General features: G+C 40.1%; 23 protein-coding genes, 1 tRNA gene and 1 riboswitch. Of the genes, 13 read left to right on the top strand and 11 right to left on the bottom strand.

Annotation, left to right across the window (positions count from 1 at the left end; all coding sequences use genetic code 11):
- Positions 1-20: 20 nt before the first annotated feature.
- The 3 genes from L0951_RS03045 to L0951_RS03035 all read right to left on the bottom strand — a co-directional run bounded on the left by L0951_RS03045 (position 21) and on the right by L0951_RS03035 (position 4023).
- On the bottom strand, positions 21-1556 hold the full coding sequence (locus L0951_RS03045) for a YifB family Mg chelatase-like AAA ATPase (protein ID WP_234109392.1): 1536 nt from the start codon (positions 1554-1556) through the stop codon (positions 21-23).
- 165 nt (positions 1557-1721) lie between these two features.
- Positions 1722-1796: transfer RNA gene (locus L0951_RS03040), tRNA-Val, on the bottom strand.
- Positions 1797-1902: 106 nt separating this feature from the next.
- A complete protein-coding gene (locus L0951_RS03035) occupies positions 1903-4023 on the bottom strand; it encodes a carboxy terminal-processing peptidase (RefSeq protein ID WP_234109391.1) in 2121 nt (706 codons plus the stop codon).
- 199 nt (positions 4024-4222) lie between these two features.
- Here L0951_RS03035 and surE point away from each other — a divergent pair, with 199 nt between their 5' ends.
- From surE to L0951_RS03015, 4 genes are all read left to right on the top strand, one after another.
- The gene (gene surE, locus L0951_RS03030; protein WP_234109390.1) at positions 4223-4990 is read left to right on the top strand and encodes a 5'/3'-nucleotidase SurE; all 768 of its coding nucleotides are present in this window, start codon (positions 4223-4225) and stop codon (positions 4988-4990) included.
- A gap of 2 nt (positions 4991-4992) precedes the next feature.
- Complete coding sequence (locus L0951_RS03025) at positions 4993-5394, top strand: DoxX family protein (protein ID WP_234109389.1); 402 nt, start codon at positions 4993-4995, stop codon at positions 5392-5394.
- Between the two features lie 188 nt (positions 5395-5582).
- Complete coding sequence (locus L0951_RS03020; RefSeq protein WP_234109388.1) at positions 5583-5936, top strand: hypothetical protein; 354 nt, start codon at positions 5583-5585, stop codon at positions 5934-5936.
- Between the two features lie 21 nt (positions 5937-5957).
- Positions 5958-6998 carry a GMP reductase gene (locus L0951_RS03015; RefSeq protein WP_234109387.1) on the top strand — a complete coding sequence of 347 codons (1041 nt, stop codon included), beginning with the start codon at positions 5958-5960 and terminating at the stop codon, positions 6996-6998.
- A gap of 81 nt (positions 6999-7079) precedes the next feature.
- On the opposite strand, the gene nth is transcribed toward L0951_RS03015, so the two are convergent.
- Positions 7080-7700: an endonuclease III gene (gene nth, locus L0951_RS03010; protein ID WP_234109386.1), complete on the bottom strand. Its 621-nt coding sequence runs from the start codon at positions 7698-7700 to the stop codon at positions 7080-7082.
- A 32-nt stretch (positions 7701-7732) separates the two neighbouring features.
- Between nth and bcp the strand changes: the two genes are divergently transcribed.
- Positions 7733-8185, top strand: coding sequence for a thioredoxin-dependent thiol peroxidase (bcp, locus tag L0951_RS03005; protein ID WP_234109385.1), 453 nt, complete (start codon positions 7733-7735; stop codon positions 8183-8185).
- Between the two features lie 78 nt (positions 8186-8263).
- On the opposite strand, the gene L0951_RS03000 is transcribed toward bcp, so the two are convergent.
- The 4 genes from L0951_RS03000 to L0951_RS02985 form a co-directional block, all read right to left on the bottom strand.
- Complete coding sequence (locus L0951_RS03000) at positions 8264-9484, bottom strand: aminotransferase class V-fold PLP-dependent enzyme (RefSeq protein ID WP_234109384.1); 1221 nt, start codon at positions 9482-9484, stop codon at positions 8264-8266.
- Positions 9485-9614: 130 nt separating this feature from the next.
- Positions 9615-10751 (bottom strand): serine hydrolase domain-containing protein, encoded by a 1137-nt coding sequence (locus L0951_RS02995; protein ID WP_234109383.1) that lies wholly within the window; start codon positions 10749-10751, stop codon positions 9615-9617.
- Positions 10752-10796: 45 nt separating this feature from the next.
- Positions 10797-11765, bottom strand: coding sequence for a tryptophan--tRNA ligase (gene trpS / locus L0951_RS02990; RefSeq protein ID WP_234109382.1), 969 nt, complete (start codon positions 11763-11765; stop codon positions 10797-10799).
- 170 nt (positions 11766-11935) lie between these two features.
- A complete protein-coding gene (locus L0951_RS02985; protein ID WP_234109381.1) occupies positions 11936-14206 on the bottom strand; it encodes an aconitate hydratase in 2271 nt (756 codons plus the stop codon).
- A gap of 219 nt (positions 14207-14425) precedes the next feature.
- On the opposite strand from L0951_RS02985, the gene L0951_RS13770 reads away from it, so the two are divergent.
- The 8 genes from L0951_RS13770 to L0951_RS02950 all read left to right on the top strand — a co-directional run bounded on the left by L0951_RS13770 (position 14426) and on the right by L0951_RS02950 (position 23078).
- Positions 14426-14818 carry a DUF2752 domain-containing protein gene (locus tag L0951_RS13770; RefSeq protein WP_410685822.1) on the top strand — a complete coding sequence of 131 codons (393 nt, stop codon included), beginning with the start codon at positions 14426-14428 and terminating at the stop codon, positions 14816-14818.
- A 33-nt stretch (positions 14819-14851) separates the two neighbouring features.
- Positions 14852-14940, top strand: a riboswitch (TPP riboswitch).
- 112 nt (positions 14941-15052) lie between these two features.
- A complete protein-coding gene (locus L0951_RS02980) occupies positions 15053-17152 on the top strand; it encodes a TonB-dependent receptor (RefSeq protein WP_234109380.1) in 2100 nt (699 codons plus the stop codon).
- A 135-nt stretch (positions 17153-17287) separates the two neighbouring features.
- Positions 17288-17998 (top strand): hypothetical protein, encoded by a 711-nt coding sequence (locus L0951_RS02975; RefSeq protein WP_234109379.1) that lies wholly within the window; start codon positions 17288-17290, stop codon positions 17996-17998.
- Between the two features lie 25 nt (positions 17999-18023).
- Positions 18024-18551, top strand: a complete 528-nt coding sequence (locus tag L0951_RS02970) for an acyl-CoA thioesterase (protein ID WP_234109378.1) — start codon at positions 18024-18026, stop codon at positions 18549-18551.
- Positions 18552-18576: 25 nt separating this feature from the next.
- Positions 18577-19533 carry a 2-hydroxyacid dehydrogenase gene (locus L0951_RS02965; protein ID WP_234109377.1) on the top strand — a complete coding sequence of 319 codons (957 nt, stop codon included), beginning with the start codon at positions 18577-18579 and terminating at the stop codon, positions 19531-19533.
- Between the two features lie 81 nt (positions 19534-19614).
- The gene (locus tag L0951_RS02960; RefSeq protein WP_234109376.1) at positions 19615-20892 is read left to right on the top strand and encodes a serine hydrolase domain-containing protein; all 1278 of its coding nucleotides are present in this window, start codon (positions 19615-19617) and stop codon (positions 20890-20892) included.
- A 27-nt stretch (positions 20893-20919) separates the two neighbouring features.
- Complete coding sequence (locus tag L0951_RS02955) at positions 20920-22623, top strand: Ig-like domain-containing domain (RefSeq protein WP_234109375.1); 1704 nt, start codon at positions 20920-20922, stop codon at positions 22621-22623.
- Positions 22620-23078: a heme-binding domain-containing protein gene (locus L0951_RS02950; RefSeq protein ID WP_234109374.1), complete on the top strand. Its 459-nt coding sequence runs from the start codon at positions 22620-22622 to the stop codon at positions 23076-23078. The genes L0951_RS02955 and L0951_RS02950 overlap by 4 nt, the downstream gene beginning before the upstream one ends.
- Positions 23079-23081: 3 nt before the next feature.
- Here the strand turns inward: L0951_RS02950 and L0951_RS02945 are convergent, their stop codons facing one another.
- Genes L0951_RS02945 through panB form a run of 3 tightly spaced genes read right to left on the bottom strand, consistent with a single transcriptional unit; the run spans position 23082 to position 25009 of the window.
- Positions 23082-23855, bottom strand: a complete 774-nt coding sequence (locus L0951_RS02945) for a sulfite exporter TauE/SafE family protein (protein ID WP_234109373.1) — start codon at positions 23853-23855, stop codon at positions 23082-23084.
- Positions 23856-23864: 9 nt separating this feature from the next.
- Positions 23865-24194 (bottom strand): hypothetical protein, encoded by a 330-nt coding sequence (locus L0951_RS02940; protein WP_234109372.1) that lies wholly within the window; start codon positions 24192-24194, stop codon positions 23865-23867.
- Positions 24194-25009, bottom strand: coding sequence for a 3-methyl-2-oxobutanoate hydroxymethyltransferase (gene panB / locus L0951_RS02935; RefSeq protein ID WP_234109371.1), 816 nt, complete (start codon positions 25007-25009; stop codon positions 24194-24196). The genes L0951_RS02940 and panB overlap by 1 nt, the downstream gene beginning before the upstream one ends.
- Between the last annotated feature and the right edge of the window lie 146 nt (positions 25010-25155).

Here is a 25155-nt window from a genome sequence, read left to right as displayed (position 1 = left end):
GCGCTAAACTGAAATTGGAACTACCGATTCCAGAATTCGCGGTCCAGACTGCGATATTGAATTGCTTCGGAAATATGCGCTGCATTTACGTTTTCAGCGGATTCCAGATCGGCAACCGTTCTGGCCACTTTCAGGATCCGGTCATAAGCTCTGGCTGAAAGGTTGAGTTTTTCCATTGCGTTTTTGATGAGCATTTGTGAATCGTCACCCAGTTCGCAATGTTTCTCGATGTCTTTCGGGCCCATTTGCGCATTATAATGAATTTCTGATTCGGCATATCTTCGTTGCTGAATTTCTCTCGCCCTCAGTACCCTGTTTCTTATTTCATCACTCGTTTCGCCTTTCCTTTTGTCTGAAAGCTGTTCGAATTCTACCTTTTGAACCTCGATGTGTATATCAATCCGGTCGAGTAGTGGTCCCGAAAGTTTATTCATATAACGCTGCATTTCGATCAGGCTCGAAGTATTATTGGGATCATCCGGAAAGTATCCGCTAGGACTTGGATTCATACTGGCGACCAACATGAAACTTGCAGGATAATTCACGGTAAATTTCGCTCTTGAAATGGTCACTTCTCGATCTTCCAAAGGTTGACGCATGACTTCTAAAACGGTTCGCTTAAATTCTGGCATTTCATCCAAAAACAACACACCGTTGTGCGCCAAAGAAATCTCGCCCGGTTGCAGATAGCTTCCTCCTCCGACCAATGCCACATCCGAAATTGTGTGATGAGGACTGCGAAACGGGCGAACCGTCATCAGAGAAGTTTCAGCACCAATTTTTCCTGCCACAGAATGAATCTTCGTGGTTTCTAATGCTTCCTTTAAAGTCAAAGGCGGCAAAATACTGGGAACCCTTTTCGCCAACATGGTTTTTCCACTTCCGGGAGGTCCGATTAATATAATATTGTGTCCTCCTGCTGCAGCCACTTCCATCGCGCGTTTAGCGGTTTCCTGACCTTTGACTTCAGAGAAATCAAAAGGGAAATAATTGATCTTATCCTGGAATTCTTTTCGGATATCAATCGTAGTTGGGGTAAGCGGAATTCCATCATTAAAAAAATCGATCACTTCTTTGATGTTTTCCACACCATAAACTTCCAGCTGGTCTACAATTGCTGCTTCCCGGACATTTTGTTTCGGTAAAATAATTCCTTTGAAACCCTCTTCCCTGGCTTTTATGGCGATGGGCAAAACGCCTTTTATTGGCATTAAACCACCATCCAGTGAAAGTTCACCCATGATGAGGTATTCGCCTATATTTTCACCTTTAATATAGTCGGATGACACTAAAATTCCCAGCGCAATACTCAAATCATAAGCAGTCCCTTCTTTTCTGATATCAGCAGGAGCCAAATTGATCGTGATTTTCTTTCCGGGAATCTTGTAGCCTACATTCTTTAATGCTGCAGAAATTCGGTAGCTGCTTTCCTTAATCGCGCTATCCGGAAGTCCCACTACATGATAGCCAACACCGGAAGTGTCCACATTGACCTCGATTGTAATGGTTTGGGCGGAAACCCCATGAATGGCACTGGCGTAAATTTTTGTCAGCATGCTCAGTCTTTTGAGCTAAAATTAATAAAAAATTTTCGGGAATGGATTGTTTACATTCCAATTGGCACAAAAAAAGGGGAAAACACGGTAAAGCGCTGAAGCAGAAAAAATAATTTCCGGAAGTTTCCGACAATGCGGCGAAAGAAAAACCATGCCTGGAAAAAGTGGGCAGTATTGGGTTCGAACCAACGACCTCTGCGATGTCAACGCAACGCTCTAAACCAACTGAGCTAACTGCCCGGAAAGCTGCAAAAATACAAAAAAGTTTCTCTAAAAATACTTTTAAGATATGAAAAAGCCATCGAAATTTTCCGATGGCTTAGCTGTATTGAGAAGTTTTGTAAGACTATTTCATTTCCGCTATCACATTCACCGCTTCCTGCAAATACAAATCTTTTTGCAGATTTTTTGTCCAGTTTTGGGTTTTTTTGGTGAAGGCTTCATCGCTTTTCTCACGAAGCGCTTCGTCAGGATTTAAGCTAAATTTTAATCCATTATTGAATTTTTCCAGTGCTTTGAACTTTTCAATCTGGGATTTTCTTGCCTTCATCACCTCGTCAAATTTTGTTTGATTGAGCGAAATGGATTCTTCTTTGTCAAGTTTTTCCTTCCATTGCGCGGATTCCTGCATCAGTTGATAGGTTTTGTTGTTTTGCAACCTTGCCTCTATCCCTTTTTGTAATGCCTGCACGGAAAAATAATTCACCGGTTGATAAGCTACTGCCGGAATTTTATCCCAAGCTAAAGCGTAATCGTCATATCGTTCACCGATTTCCGCATAGGTAAAGAAATCCTTCATCTGAATGTCTGATTGAATTCCTTTTCGCTGGGTGGATTCACCGGTAACCCTGTAGAATTTTTGAATCGTTAATTTTAATGATCCGAAATCGTCACTGGTATTCAGGAACCTGTTTAGATCTACGAATGATTGCACGGTACCCTTTCCAAAAGATTGTGGTGAACCGATAATCACGCCTCTTCCATAATCCTGCATTGCACCCGCCAAAATTTCAGAGGCCGAAGCGGAAAGTTCGTTCTGCATAATGACCACCGGACCCGTCCAAATGGGGGCATTGGTTTTATTTTGCAGCGTCTGGATTTTTCCATTTCCGTCTTTTACCTGAACATAAGGACCTGCGTTCATGAACAATCCCATGATGTCACCAACTTCGGTCAAACTTCCACCACCATTATTTCTAAGGTCCAGAATTATTCCCTGAACTCCTTGTGGTTTCAGTTTTAGGATTTCATTTTTGATGTCATCGGAAGCATTTCTGCCTTTCGGATCTTCGAAATCTGCATTAAAGCTCGGTAGGTTGATGAATCCGTATTTTTTTCCATCAGGTGCGTTGATGACGATGCTTCTCGCAAAAGTATCTTCAATCGCTACCTCCTCGCGAATCATGGTCACTTCTCTGATGGATTTGTCTTTTTTCTCCACAGTCAGCGTTACTTTCGTTCCTTTTTCACCACGAATCAGCCGAACAGCTTCGTCAGACAACATTCCCACTACATTTACGGCGTCCTCATTTGGTTTGGATTTCACTTTCAGGATTTTATCGCCTTCTGTAAGTTGTTTCGATTTCCAGGCAGGAGCACCTATAGTCAAAGGACCTAAATACAGATAACCTCTTTTCTCCTGGATGATGGCGCCGATTCCAATCACTTTTCCTTTAAAATTAAGATCAAAATCCTCCTTGTTTTTTGGTGAATAATAATTGGTATGCGGATCAAAAACTTCTGTGTAAGCGTTCATGTAAACGGTGAACCAATCCATTTTATTTCTTTTCTTGAACCTTCGGAAAGTGTCTGTAACAAGGTCTTTCACCTCGTTTGTCGCTTTTATTCTTTTTTGTTCCGGTGTTAAAATTTCCAGCTTAATGGTGTCCTTCAGATTGAATTTTTGCACAGAATCTTTTTTCTCTTTTTGGGATTCTTCCTTCGCTTTCAGGGATTCCATTTCCTGGAGGATATTGTATTTGATGTATTTTTTCCATTCATTCTTAAGCTCGGTGGCATTGGTCGCATTTTTCTTTAATTTTGGCTCAAGAGTCAACGTTTCATCTTCATCCAAATTGATTGGTTTGCTCAAAATATCCTGAGTGATTTTATCGATTTCATCCACTCTTTGGTAAAGTCTGTCAATGGTCAATTTGTAGAAAGTCAAGTCGCCTTGATTCAAATAATCGTCAAGTTTAGTCTTGTGTTTCGCAAATTCATCCATATCCGACTGCATGAAATACCTTTTCGAGGCATCCACCATTTCGAAATAATGCTTGTAAACTTCCTGTGAATAGGCATCATTAATCACTTTAGGCGAATAATGAAGATAGGAAAGCGTATTTTTCACACTCACCATGATGGTGGACATCTTTTCATCGTCATTTCGTGGCGAATTAAAGCAAAATACCAAACTGGTGAGCGGAATAAAAAGCAGTAACGTATTGATTCTAAATTTTTTGAACATATATTGTTTCTAATAAATGATTGGTTGGGTTTTTCCCTGTTTCGTTACAGGATTTTACAAAGTATCAAAATTAATACCTTATTTATATTCGAACACTATTTTTTTAAGTATTTTTGTGGGGAAGCTCTTTTTTTTAATGGAAATTAAATCAAAAGAAGATTTCCAAAAACTAAAAATCTCTAAAATTTAATAAAAATATATGCAAAGACCTTTGATTTTGGTGACCAATGATGATGGAATTACCGCTCCCGGAATTAGGAATTTAGTGGAATTTATGAACGAAATCGGTGAAGTAGTGGTGGTTGCACCCAATTCACCACAGTCTGGAAAGGGTCACGCCATCACAATCAATCAGACTTTGACTTTTGAAGAAATCAGTTTGGAGGGGCCACAAAATGATTTTTCGCTGAGCGGAACTCCGGTGGACTGCGTGAAGTTTGCCTTAGATAAAATTCTTCCACGTCGCCCAGATTTGGTGGTTTCAGGAATTAACCACGGCGCAAATTCTTCGATCAACGTGATCTATTCCGGAACGATGAGTGCGGCGGTGGAAGCAGGAGTAGAAGGACTTCAGGCGATTGGTTTCTCTCTTCTTGATTTTTCCTGGGATGCGGATTTTCTTCAGGCCAAAGAACATATCCAAAATATCGTGAAAAAAGTTCTGGAAAATCCTTTGCCAAAAGGAGTTGTACTTAATGTGAACATTCCTAAACTCAGCAAAGACGAGATTAAAGGAATCAAAGTCTGCAAACAAGCCGACGCAAAATGGGAAGAAAATTTCGACGAACGAATCAATCCGCACGGAAAAAAATATTATTGGTTAACCGGCTATTTCAACAACATGGACAAAAGCGAAGATGCAGATGAAACCGCACTTTCCGAAGGATATATTTCTATTGTCCCCGTAAAATTTGATTTGACGGCACATGAATATTTGAAAGAATTAGAAGAAATAATGCAGTTTTAACCATGGGGAAAAATCAATATAAATTGGTGGAATGGTTCCTGAGAATATCGCTGAGCATCGGGTTTTTGTCTGCTGTTGCAGACCGTTTTGGAATATGGCCGAAAAGGCTTTCTAAATGGGGAAACTGGGATGCATTTTTGACTTATACCCATTCGTTGCTTCCGTTTCTTACCTCCAAACAATCTTGGTATGCCGCATTGACCGCGACTTCACTGGAGATTTTTCTTGGGGTGATTCTTTTGGTCAATTTTCGGACAGTGTTGATGGCAAAAATCAGTGGATTTCTGCTGTTGGCGTTTGGAGTTTGTATGGCGGTTTTCCTCAATATTAAGGCACCGTTGGATTACTCAGTGTTCTCTGCTGCTGCAGCCGCTTTTGCGCTGAGTTTGATCTATAGGAAATAATCGATGGTATTGATTCGAACTCAACTTTTTTTGAAGAATTGTTCAAAATGAATTCAAAACTTGTACTCAGCATATTTTTTTTAATGCTCTCCAACTGCATGTTCGCTCAAAATGACTTTTCAGAAAGTCCATTAAATGCTGCGTTCGAAACAAAAGATGTTATAAATTTTTGGCTTGCATTCGATAAAATGGGAACATCCGAAGAAAACCCATTTAAAGATTATATTAAAAACGGCACAGTCGCATTAAAAGCATATCCTTATCGTGTGATGAGTGCGGATTCGCTTTTTGCGATGGTAAACAGTAAAAAATCTGAATTTGAATTAGGGGGTTGGAGTCCAAGCAAAATCAAAATGAATAAAAAAAATGATTTTGAAAGAACCATCACATTAAAAATACGTACACCGGCAAGTTTCAAATTCACAAAAGGAAATTGGGAAAGTCAAGCCGAAGTGAGCGGAATTGAGAAAGGCAACAATATTTCTTTGGAAGTTCTTAAGCCTCATGCAAAAATAAAATATCAAATAAAAAGTTGGTTTTAAACAGATGTAATAAGAAATAAAATGAGAATAGAATATGAAATAAAACTGGGTTTTAAAGACGTCATGATTCGTCCAAAAAGATCTACCTTGAAATCCAGAGCGCAGGTAAGTCTGGAGCGGACATTCACTTTTAAAAACTCCCGGAAAAAATGGATCGGCGTTCCAATTATTGCAGCAAATATGGATACTGTGGGAACTTTTGAAATGGCAGAAGCGCTTTCGAAGGAGAAAATAATGTCGGCAATCCATAAGCATTATACTTTGGAAGAATGGGACAATTTCCTTAAAAATCAAACTGATTCGATTTATGAATATATCGCATTAAGCACCGGAACGGGAAAAGCAGATGAGGAAAAAATCAAGCTGATTATGCAAAAACACCCGAAAATCCAGTTTCTATGCATAGATGTTGCCAACGGATATTCCGAACATTTTGTGGATTTTGTAAAAAGTGCCAGAAAGAATTTCCCCACCAAAACCATCATTGCGGGAAATGTCGTTACGGGGGAAATGGTGGAGGAACTGATTTTGGTTGGAGCAGATATCATCAAAGTCGGAATCGGTCCCGGTTCGGTTTGCACCACTAGAATTAAGACCGGAGTCGGTTATCCGCAACTTTCAGCGATCATCGAATGTGCAGATGCAGCGCACGGACTTGGTGGACACATTATTTCTGATGGCGGCTGCAAAATTCCCGGAGATGTGGCAAAAGCATTTGGTGGAGGTGCAGATTTCGTGATGCTTGGTGGAATGTTTGCCGGACACGATGAAAGTGGAGGAGAAATCATGGAAGAAAACGGTAAAAAATTCAGATTATTTTACGGAATGAGCTCACAAACCGCTATGGATAAACATTCCGGCGGAGTTGCAGAATATCGCGCTTCTGAAGGAAAGACAGTGAAAGTTCCCTACAAAGGACCCGTTTCGGAAACCGTGAAAGATATTCTGGGCGGCGTTCGTTCCACGTGTACTTATGTGGGTGCTTCTGAGCTGCGCGAACTGTCCAAAAGAACGACTTTTATTCGGGTTCAGGAACAGCATAATGAGGTTTTCGGAAGTTAATCACCAGATTTTCCTCTAAAAAATGAGCGCTCATGGAATTACTTTGAGCGCTTAATTTTTCTTGATTGTTTTGTTTAAATATTACTTCTCAAATAACATTTTCGTCAGGAAATCTTTATCCCGGTTTCCTCTGGCGGGAGAATATTCCCTTCCGTAAAAAATAATCTGAAGATGCACTTTGTTCCATTTGTTCTCAGGAAAAAGTTTTTTCGCATCCTTTTCGGTTTCCGCCACATTTTTTCCTTCCGTCAGTTTCCATTGTTTCATCAGTCGGTGAATGTGGGTGTCCACTGGAAATGCAGGAAATCCAAAAGCCTGACTCATTACTACACTTGCCGTTTTGTGCCCAACTCCGGGAAGCTCCTCCAGCTCTTCAAAAGTTTGGGGAACAATCCCTGCATGTTTTTCAACCAGAATTTCCGACATTCTTTTCATATTTTTTGCCTTTTGGTTGGTTAATCCGATTTCTTTGATCAGTTCGCGGATTTCTTCAAATTCCAGTTTCGCCATTTTCTCGGGAGTATCGGCGGATTCAAAAAGTTTTGGGGAAATCTGGTTCACTTTCTTATCGGTGGTTTGCGCAGAAAGTGCCACTGCCACCAGAAGCGTGAACGGATCTTTGTGATCCAGTGGGATCGGAACTTCAGGATATAATTTTTCGAGCTCCCGTAAAACGGTTTCGGCTCTTTGTTTTTTGGTCATTTTAAAGGTAACTTTACACAAAATTAATAAAGATGCTTAAAATTGGCGACAAAATTCCAGATTTTGAACTGCAAAATCAAGATGGTAAACCGGTAAAATCTTCAAAACTCTTCGGAAAAAAGTTGGTGATTTTCTTTTATCCAAAAGCAAATACTCCCACCTGCACTGTTGAAGCCTGCAATATCAATGACAACATTTCAAAACTGAAGAAGGCGGGATTTCAAATTGTGGGGATTTCTGCGGATTCGGTAAAAAAGCAAAAAAGCTTCCACGAAAAGTTTAGTTTTAAATATGATCTGCTTTCAGATGAAAACCACGAAGTCATTGAGAAATTCGGGGTTTGGCAAGAGAAAAACACCTTCGGGAAAACCTATATGGGAATTGTGAGAACCACTTTCCTTTTCAACGAAAACGGGATTTGCACTGGTGTTATTTCCGATGTGAAGTCAAAAATCGCCTCAGAACAGATTTTACAGACTATTTAGTAATTGCCACGAATGCACCAATGTTTTTGGCATTTAATATATGATTCATGAAGTAGTGGCAAAAATCGCTGAGCGCAATTAAGAAAGCATTCGTTGCGCTTTTCGAACTCCATCTGCCAAAATATCGATTTCTTCCAAAGTGTTGTACACCGCAAAACTTGCACGAACGGTTCCGGCAATATTGAAGAAGCTCATAATGGGTTGAGTGCAGTGATGACCGGTTCGCACCGCAATTCCCATCTTGTCCAAAATCATTCCCACGTCAGAAGAAATTCCGACCCCTTCCAGATTGAACGAAACGACACCGGTTCTCATCGCTTTTTCGCCGTAGATTTTTAAACCGTCAATCTCCAAAAGTTTTTTCTGGGCATAATTGAGCAACACATTTTCGTGAGTTTTTATATTTTCTAGTCCGATGTTTTCCATAAAATCAATTGCTGCGCCTAATGAGATATTTCCGCCTACATTTGGTGTTCCCGCCTCAAATTTGAACGGCAAATCTGCATAAGTGGTCTTTTCAAAAGTACAGGTCGCTATCATTTCTCCACCACCGTGGAAAGGGTTGATTTTTCGCAGAATCTCTTCTTTTCCGTACAAAATTCCGGTTCCCATCGGTGCATACATTTTGTGCCCGGAAAAAACAAAGAAATCGCAACCCATTTTCTGGACGTCAATTTTTTGGTGTGGAACAGATTGTGCACCATCAACTACCGTGATTGCGTTTGAATTGGCACGGGTTTTCGAGATAATTTCTTCAATTGGATTGATGATCCCCAATGCATTGGAAACCTGATTAACAGAGACAATTTTTGTTTTTTCGCTTAAATTCTTATCCAGAAAATCGAGCTGCAAGACACCGTTTTCATCCATAGGAATGACTTTCAGTTTGGCGCCGGTTCTTTCGCAGAGCATTTGCCAAGGAACGATATTCGAATGGTGTTCCAGATGGGAGATGATGATTTCATCGTCTGCTTTTACCAAATTATTTAGTGAATAGGCGATGAGGTTCAACCCTTCAGTGGTTCCCTTCGTAAAAATGACCTCGAAATCATTCTTAGCATTGATGAATTTTTGAACTTTTCGCCGCGAATGTTCCATTTCCTCCGTTGCAATCTGGCTCAAAGTATGGATTCCGCGGTGGACATTTGCGTTGATTTCAGTATAATATTTTTGCCAGGAATCTAAGACGTGCAGAGGTTTATGGGAGGTGGCTGCATTATCGAGATAGACCAAGTCTTTGCCGTTTATCTTTCGGGATAAGATTGGGAACTGTTTTCGGATATTTTGTAAATCGAACATTTTTATTATTTAGAATGGTTCAAATTTACGGAAATAAAACATATTAAATCTTAAATGGAAATCGCCCACAAAGTTTAATTTTAAATCAGCTTATCGAAATAAATTGAAATATCAGTTTTGGAGTGAAAAATTAAAAATTTTTCACCACTTCATCCACAATCAAACCCACAAGTTTCGGCCGGCCTTTTTCATCCTGTGGTTCGTCTTTATAAGTTCCGGTTCTCACCACCACCATTTTTTTATCGGGAATAATGATGATGTACTGTCCATAAAGTCCTCGAAAATAGTAGTGTTTGATGGTGGCGTCATTATTAATCCAAAGTCCCATCCCATACACTCCGTTCGAGAGTTTGGTTGGCGTCCGCATTACTTCTAAGAAAGTTGGATTCATGATTTGCTGATTGCCCACTTTTCCGTCATCCAAAAATAATTGTCCGAGTTTTGCGTAGTCCCTGGAATTGGATTGGATGCAGCAAAATGTTTTTTCCATTCCGTTTTCATCCACGGTCCAGTCGGCATTTTGTTCCATTCCGAGGGGTTTCCAAAGTTTTTCAGAAGCATATTCTGCAATGGATTTATTAACAGCCCTTCTTATGGCGAATCCCAGAAGCTGGGAAGCACCGCTTTGATATTCGAACTGGGTTCCAGGTTTTTCTTTGAATCCACGCAGGAAAACCGCTTCTGCTAAGGATCTTCCATAATAGGCTTTTGCATTCGGAAGGAATGGATTTCTGTAATTTTCTTTCCAGTCCAGTCCGGCTTCCATTTTCGCCAAGTCGCCGAGAGTGAGGTCTTTTCCGAATTCCACATGCTCATAATTCTTATAGAAATCAGAATATTTTTCGTTTAAACCTTTGATTTTTTGATCCTCTATCGCTTTTCCCAGAAGCATTACGTTCACCGCTTTTGCCATAGAGAAAGAATTGGTTTTCGTGGTTTTGCTATGACCATTCCAATATTCTTCGTGCAGCAGTTTTCCATTTTTAATAACTAGAAAGGAAACTGTATTTGATTGACTTAATACTTCAACTAAATCTTTCGGTAGCGGTTTTTTATTGTAGAGCGAATCATTTTCCCAAGGTCTAGATTCCCCTTTTGCAATGATGTGGGAGGGAAAATAGGTTCCGTCGCTGATGGACGAACCGGTTTCGCCCCGCAGATAGGTTTCACGAATTCCTTTAAAAAGATAATCATAGCCGAAACTGTAAGCCAGTGCGATGAGTAAAGCCAAGGATGCGACAAAACCTTGAAGGGTTTTTCTGAACATTAAATTAATCTTTTGCACAAATTTAATGTTAAAAAAAGCATTAAATCAAACGCCCAAACTTTTTCTCACTTTTGCTAAAGTTTGAGCCGCGATTTTTCTTGTTTTTTCTGCACCTTCCTGCAATTTTTCTTCCAGTTCGGGCAGGTTGTTCATGTAGTAATCGAATTTTTCTCTTTCGGTTTTGAATCTTTCCATAATCAAATTCAGGAGTTCGGTTTTTGCGTGACCGTAACCAAAGTTTCCGGCAAGGTATTTTTGCCTTAAAACTTCCGTTTGCTCGGCAGTAGCGATCAATTCATACAGGGCAAAAACTTTGTCGGTTTTTGGGTCTTTCGGTTCTTCCAAAGATTTGGAGTCGGTCTCAATTGCCATGATCTGCTTTTTCAGCTGCTTTTCCGGTAGAAAAATATTGATGATATTTCCTCTGGATTTCGACATTTTTTGACCATCGGTTCCAGGAACATATTTCGTGTCTTCCTGCAGCTCCGCTTGCGGCAGAACGAAAACTTCACCCATTTGGTGGTTGAATCTAGCACCCATGTCTCTCGCCATTTCCAGATGCTGCAATTGGTCTTTTCCCACGGGAACAATTTCGGCATCATACAGCAAAATGTCTGCGGCCATCAAAACGGGATAGGTGAAAAGTCCGGCGTTCACATCTTCCAGACGGTCAGCTTTATCTTTAAAAGAATGTGCTAAAGTCAATCTTTGATATGGGAAAAAGCAAGACAAATACCATGAAAGTTCGCAAACTTCAGGGAGGTCGCTTTGTCTGTAAAAGAAGGTCTTTTCTGTATCCAATCCGCAAGCAAGCCATGCCGCCGCGATTTCATAAGTGTTTTGTCTTAATTCTTCGGCATTTTTGATCTGGGTTAATGAATGCAGATTCGCAATAAAAAGAAACGATTCGTTTTTTGGGTTTCTAGAAAGTTCGATGGCGGGAATTATCGCCCCCAATAGATTTCCAAGGTGCGGCGTTCCTGTAGCTTGTATTCCGGTGAGGATTCTTGACATTTTTTTTTAAGAATAAGTATTGAATGATAACAAATTCCCGCAAAAATACGGAAAAGTAAATTTTGGTGGAAATGAGGTTTCTAAATTCCCGACTTTTTCTAAAAAAAACCGCTCATCACTGAACGGTTTTCAAAAGTCCGTCTCCAAAGGAGAGGGATTGAGGGTAAGGATTAATTCGCCTCCATCTGCTTAATCAGATTCAATGCAGAACCTGCCTTGAACCATTCGATTTGAGGTTCGTTATACGTATGGTTTGTTTTCACGATATCTTTGGTTCCGTCCGCATGAACGAATTCCAAAGTAATCTGTTTTCCTGGAGCAAATTGATCCAAATCTAAGAAGTTCACCGTATCATCTTCCTGGATTTTATCGTAATCCGCCTTGTCCGCAAAAGTTAATCCAAGCATTCCTTGTTTTTTCAAGTTTGTTTCGTGGATACGTGCGAAAGATTTCACCAAAACTGCTTTCACACCTAAATGTCTCGGCTCCATTGCAGCGTGTTCTCTGGAAGAACCTTCCCCGTAATTTTCGTCGCCAACGACGATGGTTGGGATGTTTGCTGCTTTATAAGCTCTTGCCACGGCTGGAACTTCACCGTATTCGCCGGAGATTTCGTTTTTCACTTTATTGGTTTCCATGTTGTAGGCGTTCACAGCCCCAATCAACATGTTATTTGAAATATTATCGAGGTGGCCTCTGTATTTCAACCAAGGTCCCGCCATGGAAATATGGTCGGTTGTACATTTTCCAAATGCTTTGATCAAGACTTTAGCGCCGGTAATGTTTTGTCCGTCCCAAGCTGGGAATTCCTCCAGAATCTGAAGTCGGTCAGAAGTTGGACTTACAATTACTTCCACTTTCGAACCGTCTGCAGAGGGTGCTTGATAACCGTTGTCATCCACATCAAATCCTTTTGGAGGAAGCTCCATTCCAACGGGTTCGCTCAATTTTACGGCTTCACCTTTTTCGTTAATCAACGTATCTGTGATGGGATTAAAGTCTAATCGGCCTGCAATTGCCACTGCTGCAACCATTTCCGGAGAGGCCACGAAAGCGTGTGTATTTGGGTTTCCATCTGCTCTTTTCGCAAAGTTCCTGTTGAAGGAGTGAATGATGGAATTTTTCTCTTCTTTTTCGGCACCTTCTCTGTCCCATTGTCCGATGCATGGTCCGCAAGCATTGGTAAAGATTCTTGCAGATTCAAATTTTCTGAATGAATCCAGGAAACCGTCTCTTTCCGCGGTGAATTTCACCTGCTCTGAACCCGGGTTGATTCCCAGAATTGCTTTTGGTTTCACCCCTTTCGCGAAAGCATCTTCCACAATTGAAGCTGCCCTGGACAAATCTTCGTAAGAGGAGTTGGTACATGAACCGATTAATGCCCATTCCACTTCGATTGGCCAACCGTTTGCAACTGCTTTATCATGGAATTCTGCTACCGGAGTCGCCAAATCCGGTGTGAAAGGTCCGTTCAAATGTGGAGTTAAAGTATTCAAGTCAATTTCGATAACCTGATCGAAATATAGTTCAGGATTTGCATAAACTTCGTCGTCACCAGTTAAGTGCTCTGCGATTTTATCTGCTTCATCCACGATGTCTTGTCTGCCGGTTGCAGCGAGATATCTTCTCATGGAATCGTCATATCCAAAGGTAGAAGTGGTAGCTCCAACTTCCGCACCCATGTTACAGATCGTTCCTTTTCCTGTGGTAGAAATGGATTTCGCACCTTCACCGAAATATTCGATGATGCATCCGGTTCCACCTTTCACGGTTAAAATTCCGGAAACTTTAAGGATGACATCTTTTGGGGCGGTCCATCCGTTTAATTTTCCGGTGAGTTTTACCCCGATCAATTTCGGCATTTTTAGTTCCCATGGCATTCCAGACATCACATCCACCGCATCTGCGCCACCTACTCCAATGGCTACCATTCCCAAGCCTCCTGCGTTTACAGTGTGTGAGTCGGTTCCGATCATCATTCCACCTGGAAATGCGTAGTTTTCTAAAACAACCTGGTGAATAATTCCCGCTCCCGGTTTCCAAAATCCGATGCCGTACTTATCGCAAACGGAACTTAGGAAGTTAAAAACCTCGGAGTTTTTATTCAAAGCTACCTGTAAATCTTTTTCGGCGCCCACTTTTGCTTGGATGAGGTGGTCTGCATGGACGGTTGAAGGGACCGCAACTTTTGCTTTTCCTGCCTGCATAAATTGGAGAAGCGCCATCTGCGCGGTCGCATCCTGCATCGCAACTCTGTCTGGAGCGAAATCCACATAGGAGTTTCCTCTTTCAAAAGACCGCTCTGCATTTCCTTCCCAGAGGTGGGAATAAAGAATTTTTTCTGCGAGCGTGAGTGGCTTTCCAACTGCTTTTCGTGCTGCCTCTATTCTTTCCGGATAGTGTGCATACACCTTTTTAATCATATCAATGTCAAAAGTCATATCGGTATGTTTTTAATGAAAATTTCGAAGTTCAAAAATACGAAAATTTTCAGCAAGGAGCAGACTTTAATCATTTAGATTGAATATAAATATAATGTGACACATCTATTTGCGGCTCATTAACTGATGCTTATGACAAATAACTACCGGAAATTTGGCCATCGAAAAATTAATTGGTGCTGTGAATCCGAAAATTATTACTTTTAACCAATTTTCAAATTGCACTTTAAATTGATATCGTTTTTTAAAAAAAACAGCCGGTATTTTTTTATTATTTTAATTTTGGCTTTTGGGGCGGTTTATTTTATATATAATCCGGCCACTAATCTTTTTTTTCCGGCATGTCCGTTTAAAACAGTTACAGGATTGGATTGTCCTGGATGTGGTTCGCAAAGGGCTTTCCATGAACTACTTCATCTCAATTTCAGAAAGGCGTTCGGGTATAATGCTTTAATGGTGGTTTCTATTCCTTATGTGATGATGGGATTGCTCTTCAGTTTTCCAAATAACAGAAGGCTTTTCCCAAGAATAAACCGTTTCTTATTTGGCTTGGAAACCATGTTGCTGATTCTTGGAATAATAGTTCTTTACTTTGTTTTTCGAAATCTATAAGGATGTCATTTTATTTTTCGTAATTTCGCATGTAGAAATAAAGGGGTGCCTTGAAAAGCTGAGATTATACCCAATGAACCTGGAACAGGTAATGCTGTTTAGGGACGTTCAAATTTTGAAATACGAATCCCGATAGTGATCGGTATGAAGAGCGAAAGCTTTCGCAATTCCTACTTCGTAATTCTGATTTCCATAATCACCCCTTTTATTCAATTAATCTTAAAAATTAAAAGAATGAAAGGATTATTTTTTTTAGGACTTCTCAGTCCGGCTGTGTTTTATGCACAAATTCAAAAGGATTCGGTTAAAACCACAGAAATTGAGTCCATCAATTTTACCAGACGACTTCCTGTCGCAAAAGAAATCATCAATGTTCAAAAGGATTTGGAACAAAAGAATCTCGGGCAGGATCTGCCGATTTTGTTGAAAAACCAAATGTCGGTTATCTCAACTTCCGATGCGGGAAATGGCGTTGGATATACCGGTTTCAGGATCCGCGGAGTGGGTGGAAACGGGATCAATGTGATGATGAACGGCGTTCCATACAACGATTCCGAAAGTCAGGGGACTTTTTTTGTGGATGTTCCGGACTTGACGAGTTCTGCATCACAAATTGTGATTCAGCGTGGCGTAGGAACTTCGACAAATGGAGTTTCTGCATTTGGAGCGAGCGTGAATGTGATTTCTAAAAATCCCGATAGGAAATTTTATGTAAGATCAGATAATTCTTACGGTTCTTTCAACACCTATAAGTATTCTGCTGAAGTTGGTTCCGGGAAATTCTGGAAAAACCGACTTTCTGTGATGGGACGGTATACGAAAATCCATTCCGATGGTTATATAGACCGCGCTTTTTCGGATCTGGATTCCTATAATTTCACTGTTCTTTTTGAGGAAAATAAGACGAAACTCCGTTTCATGGCTTTTGGCGGAAAGGAAAAAACCTACCAAGCGTGGAATGGAATTGACAAGGCGACATGGGAAACCAACCCGAAATTCAATCCTTCGGGAGCGATTTATGATTCGAACTGGGAAAATGTCATTGGGTTTTACAGTAATGAAACCGACAATTATCGTCAAAATCATTACCAATTGCTATGGGAGCAGAATTTCAATGAACACTGGAATTTGGAAACCACTTTTCATTATACCAAAGGAAAAGGCTACTACGAAAACTACAAGCAGGACGCGAAATTCTCAAAATATAACCTGCCCAATCAAGGCACTGTTACGCGTTCCGACTTCATCAGAAAAAAATGGCTGGATAATGATTTCTATGGCGGAGTTTCTACAATTTACGGAAAGTTCGAAAACCTGGATCTCAATTTTGGAATCGTTGGAAACCAATATTACGGAAGACATCATGGCGATGTAACCGGAGTTTATTTTCCAGAAATCAATGGGTTTGAATATTACCGGAACCGCTCGATCAAGAATGAAATGGCTGGTTTTGCAAAAGCGATTTTTAAGGTCAGTGATTTCGAATTTTTCGGTGATTTACAGTTGAGAAACATTAGCTATGATACCAAAATAGTACAGTCTGGAGATGGCGAAGGGGCTGATTTGGATAAGAAATGGCTTTTCTTCAATCCGAAATTCGGGGTGAACTATAAAATCTCACAAGGAAAAATTTTCCTATCTTATGCACACGCGCACAGGGAACCGAATCGTGATGATCTTTTTGCAAACCCTGAAACACAACCTGAAAAACTCCATGATTACGAGGCGGGAATTGAAAAATCTTTTGGAAATTTTTCGTTCACTACGAATCTGTACTATATGAATTATGTAAATCAGTTGGTTTTGAACGGACAGATCAATAATGTGGGCGAATTCATCCGCGTCAATTCCGGGAAAAGTTACCGAATGGGAATTGAGCTTGGAGCGCTTGCAAAACTTACTGAAAAATGGGACATTTCGGGAAACCTTACATTAAGCAAAAACGAAAACTTAGATTTCAAAAACGAAACCGATTCCGGAATCGAAAATTTGGGAGACACGCCGATTTCTTTTTCTCCGGACGTCCTCGGAAATATTCTGCTGAACTTCAGTCCAGGAAAAAATTTGAGTTTAGGTATTCAGAATCAATATGTTGGAAGCCAGTTTTTAGACAATACCAATAATCCTGATTTGAAACTGAAAGATTATTTCCTCACCGATTTTACCGCAAGATATACCTTAAATCTGCAAAGAACAGAGGTTAATTTCAAACTTTTGGTGAACAATCTCTTTAACAAAAAATATGTGAACAACGGCTATGTTTATGATGGACCGATTTATTTTGCACAAGCCGGAACCCATTTTTTGTTCGGAATGAGTATCTTGTTTCAATAAATAAAAAAAATGTAAATTCCTCCTAAAAATAATGAATCAGCAAAGGTATTTGCTTCAAATCATTGAAAAAGGCTACCTAAATGTAGTCTTTTTTTATTTTGATAAAGCCCCCAAAAACCATAAATTTGCCATGTTATGAATCTTCCTTCCCTCATTCTCGATTCGCTGCGGCAAAATGGTGCCACTTCCGTTAGTGGTTTCGGGACTTTTTTTTTGAAAAATGCGAATGCAAAGATGGATCAGGATGCGAAAAATATTTTGCCTCCTGGAAGTGAAATTGCCTTCACTGCAGATTTTATTGGGAAGAATATAGATTTGGCGAGTTACGTTTCTGCAGAAAAGAAAATTCCACAGATTGATGCGGAAATTGAGGTCAGGAAATTGATCAATTACTGGAACGGGACTTTGCATAAAGAGAAAACACTCTCGGTGGATCATCTTGGCACATTTTTTTTGAATGATGAAAAGATCCAATTTTCGGGCTTAAGGACGGAGCACCTTTCGCCGGATTTCTATGGACTGGAACAGATCAATATTTCTGAAATCAAGAACCCAAAAACAAAGTCCAAAAAAAAATCTGAGAAAAGCTCTTATCAATTCCATAATTCCGGGTGGTGGATTTTGCCGTTGCTCATCGGAATCGGCGTGATTACCTATTTTGGAATTTCTCAACCTGAATTCATTTTTGGCAAGAAATCTTTCGATAAAATTCCGGCTCAGAAACCCAAAAAGAAATTGGTAAAAGATCCTGCGAAAGTTGATTCCGCGAAAATAAAAACCGATTCTCTTTCGTCCGATTTCCTTCCGAATGACGGAACACTGCCTGAAAGTCAGGTGAAAAAATGAAATTTCCAAAACATTTTAGAACTCAATGGGAAAAATAAAAAAAGCTTCAGAATCCTTGACGATCATGACGAATATCGTGCTGCCCAACGAAACCAACTCGCTTCGTAATCTTTTCGGCGGCGAACTGCTCGCAAAAATGGACCGCTGTGCGTCGATCTCAGCAGCGAGACATTGCGAAAGAAGAGTGGTAACTGCGTCTGTGAATCACGTCTCGTTCAAGGAACCTATTCCGGAAGGTGGAATCGTGGTTTTGGAATCCAAAGTGTCCAGAGCGTTTTCTACTTCCATGGAAATTTATGTGGATGTTTGGTTAGACGATCCGATTAATCAGAGAAAAATCCATACCAACGAAGGAATCTACACCTTCGTGGCGGTGGATGAATTCAACCGGCCGATTCCGATTCCGCAGATGGAGCCGGAAACTGAAGTGGAAAAATTAAGATTTTCAGCTGCTTTGAGGCGGAAGGAACTTTCATTAATCCTCTCTGGAAGAATGAAGCCGATGGATTCGGTGGAATTGCGCAAATTGTTCCAACAATCAGATACAATCTAGGTAAAACATTCAAACTCGCATCAAAATGACCGTCTTGTTATTAGACAAAAACCATCCCTTAATTACTGAACAGCTTTCTGCGAAAGGTTTTAAGGTCGAGGAAGATTTTGATTCCTCTTATGATGAAGTCCTTAAAAAAATTTCAAATTATGATGGGATCATTATCCGCAGCAGGATCCCGATCGACAGAAACTTTCTGGAAAACGCAAGCAATCTGAAATTTATAGCAAGAGTAGGAGCGGGACTGGAAAATATCGATGTGGATTTTGCGGAAAGTTCAGGCATCAAAGTGATCAGTTCGCCGGAAGGAAACCGCGATTCGGTTGCGGAACATGTTGTGGGTATGTTGTTGATTTTGATGAACCGTTTGTTCATTGCGTCAAATGAAGTGAAAAATGGAATTTGGAAACGTGAGGAAAACCGAGGTGACGAACTGATGGGGAAAACCTTCGGGATTATCGGGTACGGAAACATGGGAAAAGCTTTGGCGAAAAGGCTCTCAGGATTTGGTGTGAAAGTTATTTTTCATGATATTTTGCCAAACCTTACTGATGCATTTGGAACCCAGGTTTCACTGGAAACGCTTCAAAATGAAACCGATATCTTAAGTCTTCATACTCCAATCACTCCGGAAACTTACCATTTAATCGACCAAAAGTTCATTTCTGAAATGAAGAAGGATTTCTATTTCGTGAACGCGGCAAGAGGTAACAATGTGAAAACTAAAGATTTAGTTGAAGCCATTAAAAATGGAAAAGTGAAAGGTGCAGCTCTGGATGTTCTGGAATATGAACAAGCCTCTTTTGAAAATCTGGATCCTTCTACTTCGGTAGGTGACATTGAAAATCAAGATTTGAAGTTTCTTCTGGAGAGCGAAAAAGTGATCGTGACGCCTCATATTGCGGGTTGGACGATTCAAAGCAAAGAGAAGTTGGCGCAAGTGATTGTGGATAAGATTTTGATGGAATTTCAAAATTCTTAACAAATCTTTATGACTCCAGTCCTAAAAAACTCACTGAAAAACTTCTTACCTTGCGGAGATTTTTGACCCCAAAATTTTCTGATGAAGTTTCTCAAAAGTATTTCTATACTCATCCTTTTAAGTTTTGTATTTCTTTCCTGCAAAAAAGATTCAACAAGTAATGACGACGGACAGAGCTCAAATACTGCGTTGCCCAATTTTGGAAATATTGACTTAGGCAGTGTTTTCAGCAGCAAGGATGATCAGCTCAAGAATCAGGATTCCATTGTTTCCGTCATTAAAAAATATTATGAAAATGTTTGGGAGAAAGGTGATTTGTGGGGTGGATTTCTGGTAGCGAAAGGTGATAAAATACTTTACGAAAACTATCGTGGATTCGGCCAGGACCAAAATGAGGAACCCATCACAGCGACTGTGCCGCTTCATGTGGCTTCCGTTTCCAAGCCGATTACCGCAATGGCGACACTGAAACTTGTGGAAGGTGGAAGAATTGGTCTTTATGACCATGTCACCAAATTCTTCCCTAAATTTCCTTATCCTAAAGTGACGGTTTACAGTCTTTTAACTCAAAGAAGTGGTTTGCCGAAATATGAGTATTTTATCGAAAAAATAGCGCCGAAACCTGCAGAACTTTCCAAGAAATTCATAACGAATCAAGATGTGCTCCAATTGCTGATTCGTTATAAGCCGGAACTTTCCCGCGATACCGACACAGGGTTTGAATACTGCAACACGAATTTTGCGCTCCTCGCATTAATTATCGAGAAAGTAACGGCAATACCGTTTCCGGAGGCGATGCAGCAAATTGTTTTTCGGCCTTTAAAAATGAAAAACACCCACATTTTTGAAGAGAAGGATACGCTGACTGCAGCGAAATCTTTTTACCAGCGCGGACCGAAAGTTTATCCTTATGACCGTCTGGATTTGATTTACGGCGATAAGAATGTCTATACCACACCGAGGGATTTGCTGAATTTTTCAAAGGCGATGTATGCCAAAAATTTCCTTCGGCATGATTTGTATGATTTGGTTTTCCAGCCGCACAGCAATGAAAGACCCGGAGTGAATAATTACGGCATCGGTTTCCGGATGAAGGTTTTCGACGCCAATGAGAAATTAACTTATCACAATGGATGGTGGCATGGAACAAATTCTGTTTTCGGACATTTGCTAAAATCAAAGGTGACCATCGTGGCCATTGGAAACAAGTATTCCAGGAGGGTTTATTCTGCATTGGCACTTTCGGGTCTGTTTGAAAATTTCCCTTATGAAATGCAGAAATTCCGAAAAGAAATGAACGAAAATGACAGTTTGCAGAAAGCGAATCCACAGGGAAATCCCGATTCTTACAGCGAATAATTTCTTACTTTTGTTCAAAATTTATCAATGAAGAGAATTCTTCTTCTTTTAATATTCAGTTTGATTTTGTTTTCGTGTGCTAGAGTCGGATCACCGGTTGGAGGCGACAAAGACACGATTCCACCAAACGTGGTGGGAAGCAATATAGACACCGCCAGAATTAACGTTCCGGTGGACATCAGAGAACTACGGATTGATTTTGATGAGTACATTACGCTTAAGGAAATCAATAAAAACCTGATTATTTCCCCACCCATCAAAATCAAGAAAATTCTTCCATCCGGCATGGCGAATAAGTATTTGGTGATCAAATGGGACGATACGCTGCAAGCCAATACAACTTACAACTTCAATTTCGGAAATGCAATCGTGGATAATAATGAAGGGAACGCTCTAAAATACTATAATTTTGCGTTTTCCACCGGGAAGAAAATTGACGATTTATATATCAGTGGCGAAGTAAACACGTTAGTTCCTAATAAAAATGCTAAAGCAGACGAAAAAAATCTGGTGGTCGGGCTTTATCAGGTAAAAGATACCATGAATTACCGGCAAAAACCGTATTATATTACCAAAGTGGATCCGGATGGCTATTTTGAACTGAATTACCTGTCACCGGGAAAATATCGGATTTTGGCATTTGATGATACCAATTCCAATTCAGTTTTTGATGCGGGTAAGGAAAACGTAGGTTTCATCCAGGATGAGGTGAATTTGGATAAAAGTATTTCAGGTCTGAAAATTAATCTTTTTCCTTCCAAAAAAACGGTTAGATACACTGAAATGAAGGAAGTTCCGGGCGGAATTCTAATGTTTTTTGAAGGAAATCCCGATCAAGTGAAGGTGACCGCAAAAGGAAACAAACCGGAAAATTACAAAGTCACCCATCTTCCAAAATCTGATTCCGTGTATATTTGGTTTGATGCGAAAAAGGAAAATCTAGGAATTACACAGAGCGAAAATTTGAAGTTTGCTTATGATAATGGGGTGAAGAAGGATTCAGCCTCGATCTTCTACCGGTTCAATGCAAAGAATGAGATGACGATTTCTAATGCAAAAGGAAACCTGCTGCCGCCAAAGCAGGATTTTGTTTTCAGTTCGAATTATGAGGTGGATAAAATCCAGCCGGAAAAATGGAAACTCGTTTCAGACAGTATCCAACAAGAATTTACCGCGAAAATATCTGAGAAAAATCCTTTTGAAATTCAGCTTTCGTCCCAATTTAAGGAAGGAAAAAAGTATTCCCTGACTGTGCCGAAAGAAACGGTTTCGTCCTTTTTTGCCAATAATGCAAAATCTTACCGGTTTGATTTTCAAGTGGATAAGACTGAAAATTATGGAATTTTTTTCGTGACCTTAAAAAATACGCCCACTCATAATTTTTGGGTGCAGATGCTGAACGAAACGGGGGATGTTGCTTATTCAAGATATGGAAGGGAAACCCAACTTATTTTTAATTCCATCAAACCCGGAAGGTACCAGCTGAGGATCTTGGTGGACAATAATGAAAACGGAAGTTGGGACACTGCCGATTTTGAGAACAATAAATTTGCGGAAGACGTCTATATTTTCGAGAAGAAAATTGATATCAGACCATTATGGGAAATTCGGGAAAACTGGGATCTGAGTCCTAAAAAAGAGGAGCCGAAATCGATTCCGGAATCACCTGCAAATCAGCTGAAGCCTGAAACTCCAAACGCTAATATTCCAAAAATTATTAAATCTAAATGAAGACCTTCCTGAAAATATTTTATTGGTTCCTGATCGTAATCGCGCTGATCCAGTTTATTCCGGTTGACCGAACTAATAAGCCGGTTGACCAAAAAATAAATTTTGTGACGGTTTTTCAAACACCCAATAATGTGCAGGAAATTTTGAAGAAAGCTTGTTACGATTGTCATTCCAATGAGACAGTTTATCCGAAATATGCCTATGTGGCACCAATTTCCTGGTCCATCAAACACCACATCAACAAGGGAAGGGAACATTTGAATTTCTCGGAATGGGGAACTTACAACCAGGATCTGAAGAAAAGCATGCTTGATAATTCTGTTAAATCCATCAAAGGTTATGTCATGCCGATGCCGGGATATATTGCGCAACATCCTGAAGCCAACTTGACGAAAGCGGAAAGGGTTTTGCTGGTGAATTATTTTGAGGAGATTTTGAAGTCTGGGAGCTATTAAATCTTACAAAATCCCCATTCCCAGAAAGACCGAGAAGATGATCAAAGCGATCGCTACGAACTTCTGCAAAAAAGAGATCGTTATTTTCTTCAGTATTTTATTGCCAAGATATGCGCCAACAAACGCTGAAATCGTGGCTAGAATGACGAGGTTCCAATTTAGGGATTCGCGGTGATTGCTGATGTTTTCAAAATAAACAGATAGTCGGGAAATATCAATTAAACATGCAATCGCAATTCCGGTCGCAATAAATGACTCTTTCGTTAAACCTACCCGAATCAAGAATGCGGAACGCAAAGCGCCTTGATTTCCGGAAATGCCACCAAAAAAACCGCTTAATAGTCCACCGATTGGCAAATATTTTTTATTGAACTGCAGGTTTTTCAACATGGGAAGCAGGTCAAAAAGGGAGAAGAAAATCAGTAAAACTGCTATGATCACTTTGATTGCCGTGATTTCAAAAATTTTTCCAAGTAGTTGATATTCAAAAAACGGTTTTAATTCCGAAAGATAATTCAGCAGATAAGCTCCCAAAAAGGCAGCCGCAATCGCCGGTATCCCGAAACGTAGCAAAACCCGCTTGTCAATGCTTTTTCCTACGAGGAAAAATTTGAAGACATTGTTCAAAAAATGCACAATCGCTGTCAAAGCAACAGCAATTTCAACTGGGAAGAAAACAGCAAAAACGGGAAGAAGAATTGTCCCCAAACCAAACCCGGAAAAGAATGTTAATCCCGATGCAAGAAATGCCGTGATAATGATGATGACTTCCTGCATGAGAAAAAACTATTGATTTGCTCTTCTTGGTCTGTTAAAAAGTGAAATAATCACTCCTGCAAAAAGCCCAATCGTTTTCACGGAAGAAAATGATGAACCATTTGGAAGAAATGCACCGATAATACAGAGGATCGCTGCCAAATACATGGGATACAGAAAATTTTTGTTGGCCAACATGGGTGCCTGCAAAAAGAAACTTGCACCAATTAAAACATAAAAAACCTTTTGGAAAAATAAATTGTTGAGTTCCGGGGATAAAAGATTGAAAAATCCGATGACCAGACAAATTAATGCTGCAATCGACAAAACTCCCTGAATGAGTGCGGTATCCTTTTTCATTAATAACTTTCTTCTTGGTTGGGAAAATCTGCCCTTTTCACATCTTTTACATATTGGGAAACAGCACCCGTGATTTCAGTATATAAATCCAGATATCTTCTGAGGAATTTCGGTGTGAAATCCTTGTTCATTCCCACCATATCATGGTAAACAAGGACTTGTCCGTCGCAATCAGGTCCGGCTCCTATTCCAATGGTTGGAATGGAAATGCTTTCTGAAACTTTTTTGGCTAAAGCGGCCGGAATCTTTTCCAAAACCAAGGCAAAACAGCCGAGATCTTCCAAAAGTTTGGCATCACTCATCAGTTTTTCTGCTTCTTCATCTTCCTTTGCCCGAACTTTATAGGTTCCGAACTGATAAATCGACTGCGGTGTCAATCCTAAATGTCCCATTACCGGAATTCCGGCGTTCACAATTTTTTTGATGGATTTTTCCACTTCTTTTCCACCCTCGAGTTTAATTGCGTGAGCTTCGGATTCCTTCATGATTCTTACTGCGGATTCCAATGCTTTTTCGGGATTGGACTGGTAACTTCCAAATGGCAAATCTACCACTACTAAAGCTCGATCCACACCACGAATCACACATTGGGCATGGTAAATCATCTGGTCCAAAGTAATCGGCAAAGTGGTTTCATAACCCGCCATCAAATTCGATGCGGAGTCGCCCACCAAAATCGCGTCGATTCCACCGGCGTCCACCATTTTCGCGGTGGTGAAATCATATGCCGTAAGCATAGTAATTTTTTCTTTGTCGAATTTCATTTTTCGCAAAGTCTCGGTGGTTATTTTTTTGATTTCGGAATGTACACTCATTTTAAAGTAGCTAATAATGAATAATAAAAAATGAATAATTGGAGGGGGAATAATAATATTGGGGAATCACAAATAACTGCATTTCGGCTGCATTCTAAAAAGCAATCCCCGAATTTGAGGCATTAGCAACTATTATTTCCCACTTA

The organism is Chryseobacterium sp. R2A-55, assembly GCF_021401085.1.
Classification (GTDB): Bacteria; Bacteroidota; Bacteroidia; order Flavobacteriales; family Weeksellaceae; genus Kaistella.
This window is presented reverse-complemented; position numbering and strand designations above follow the sequence as displayed.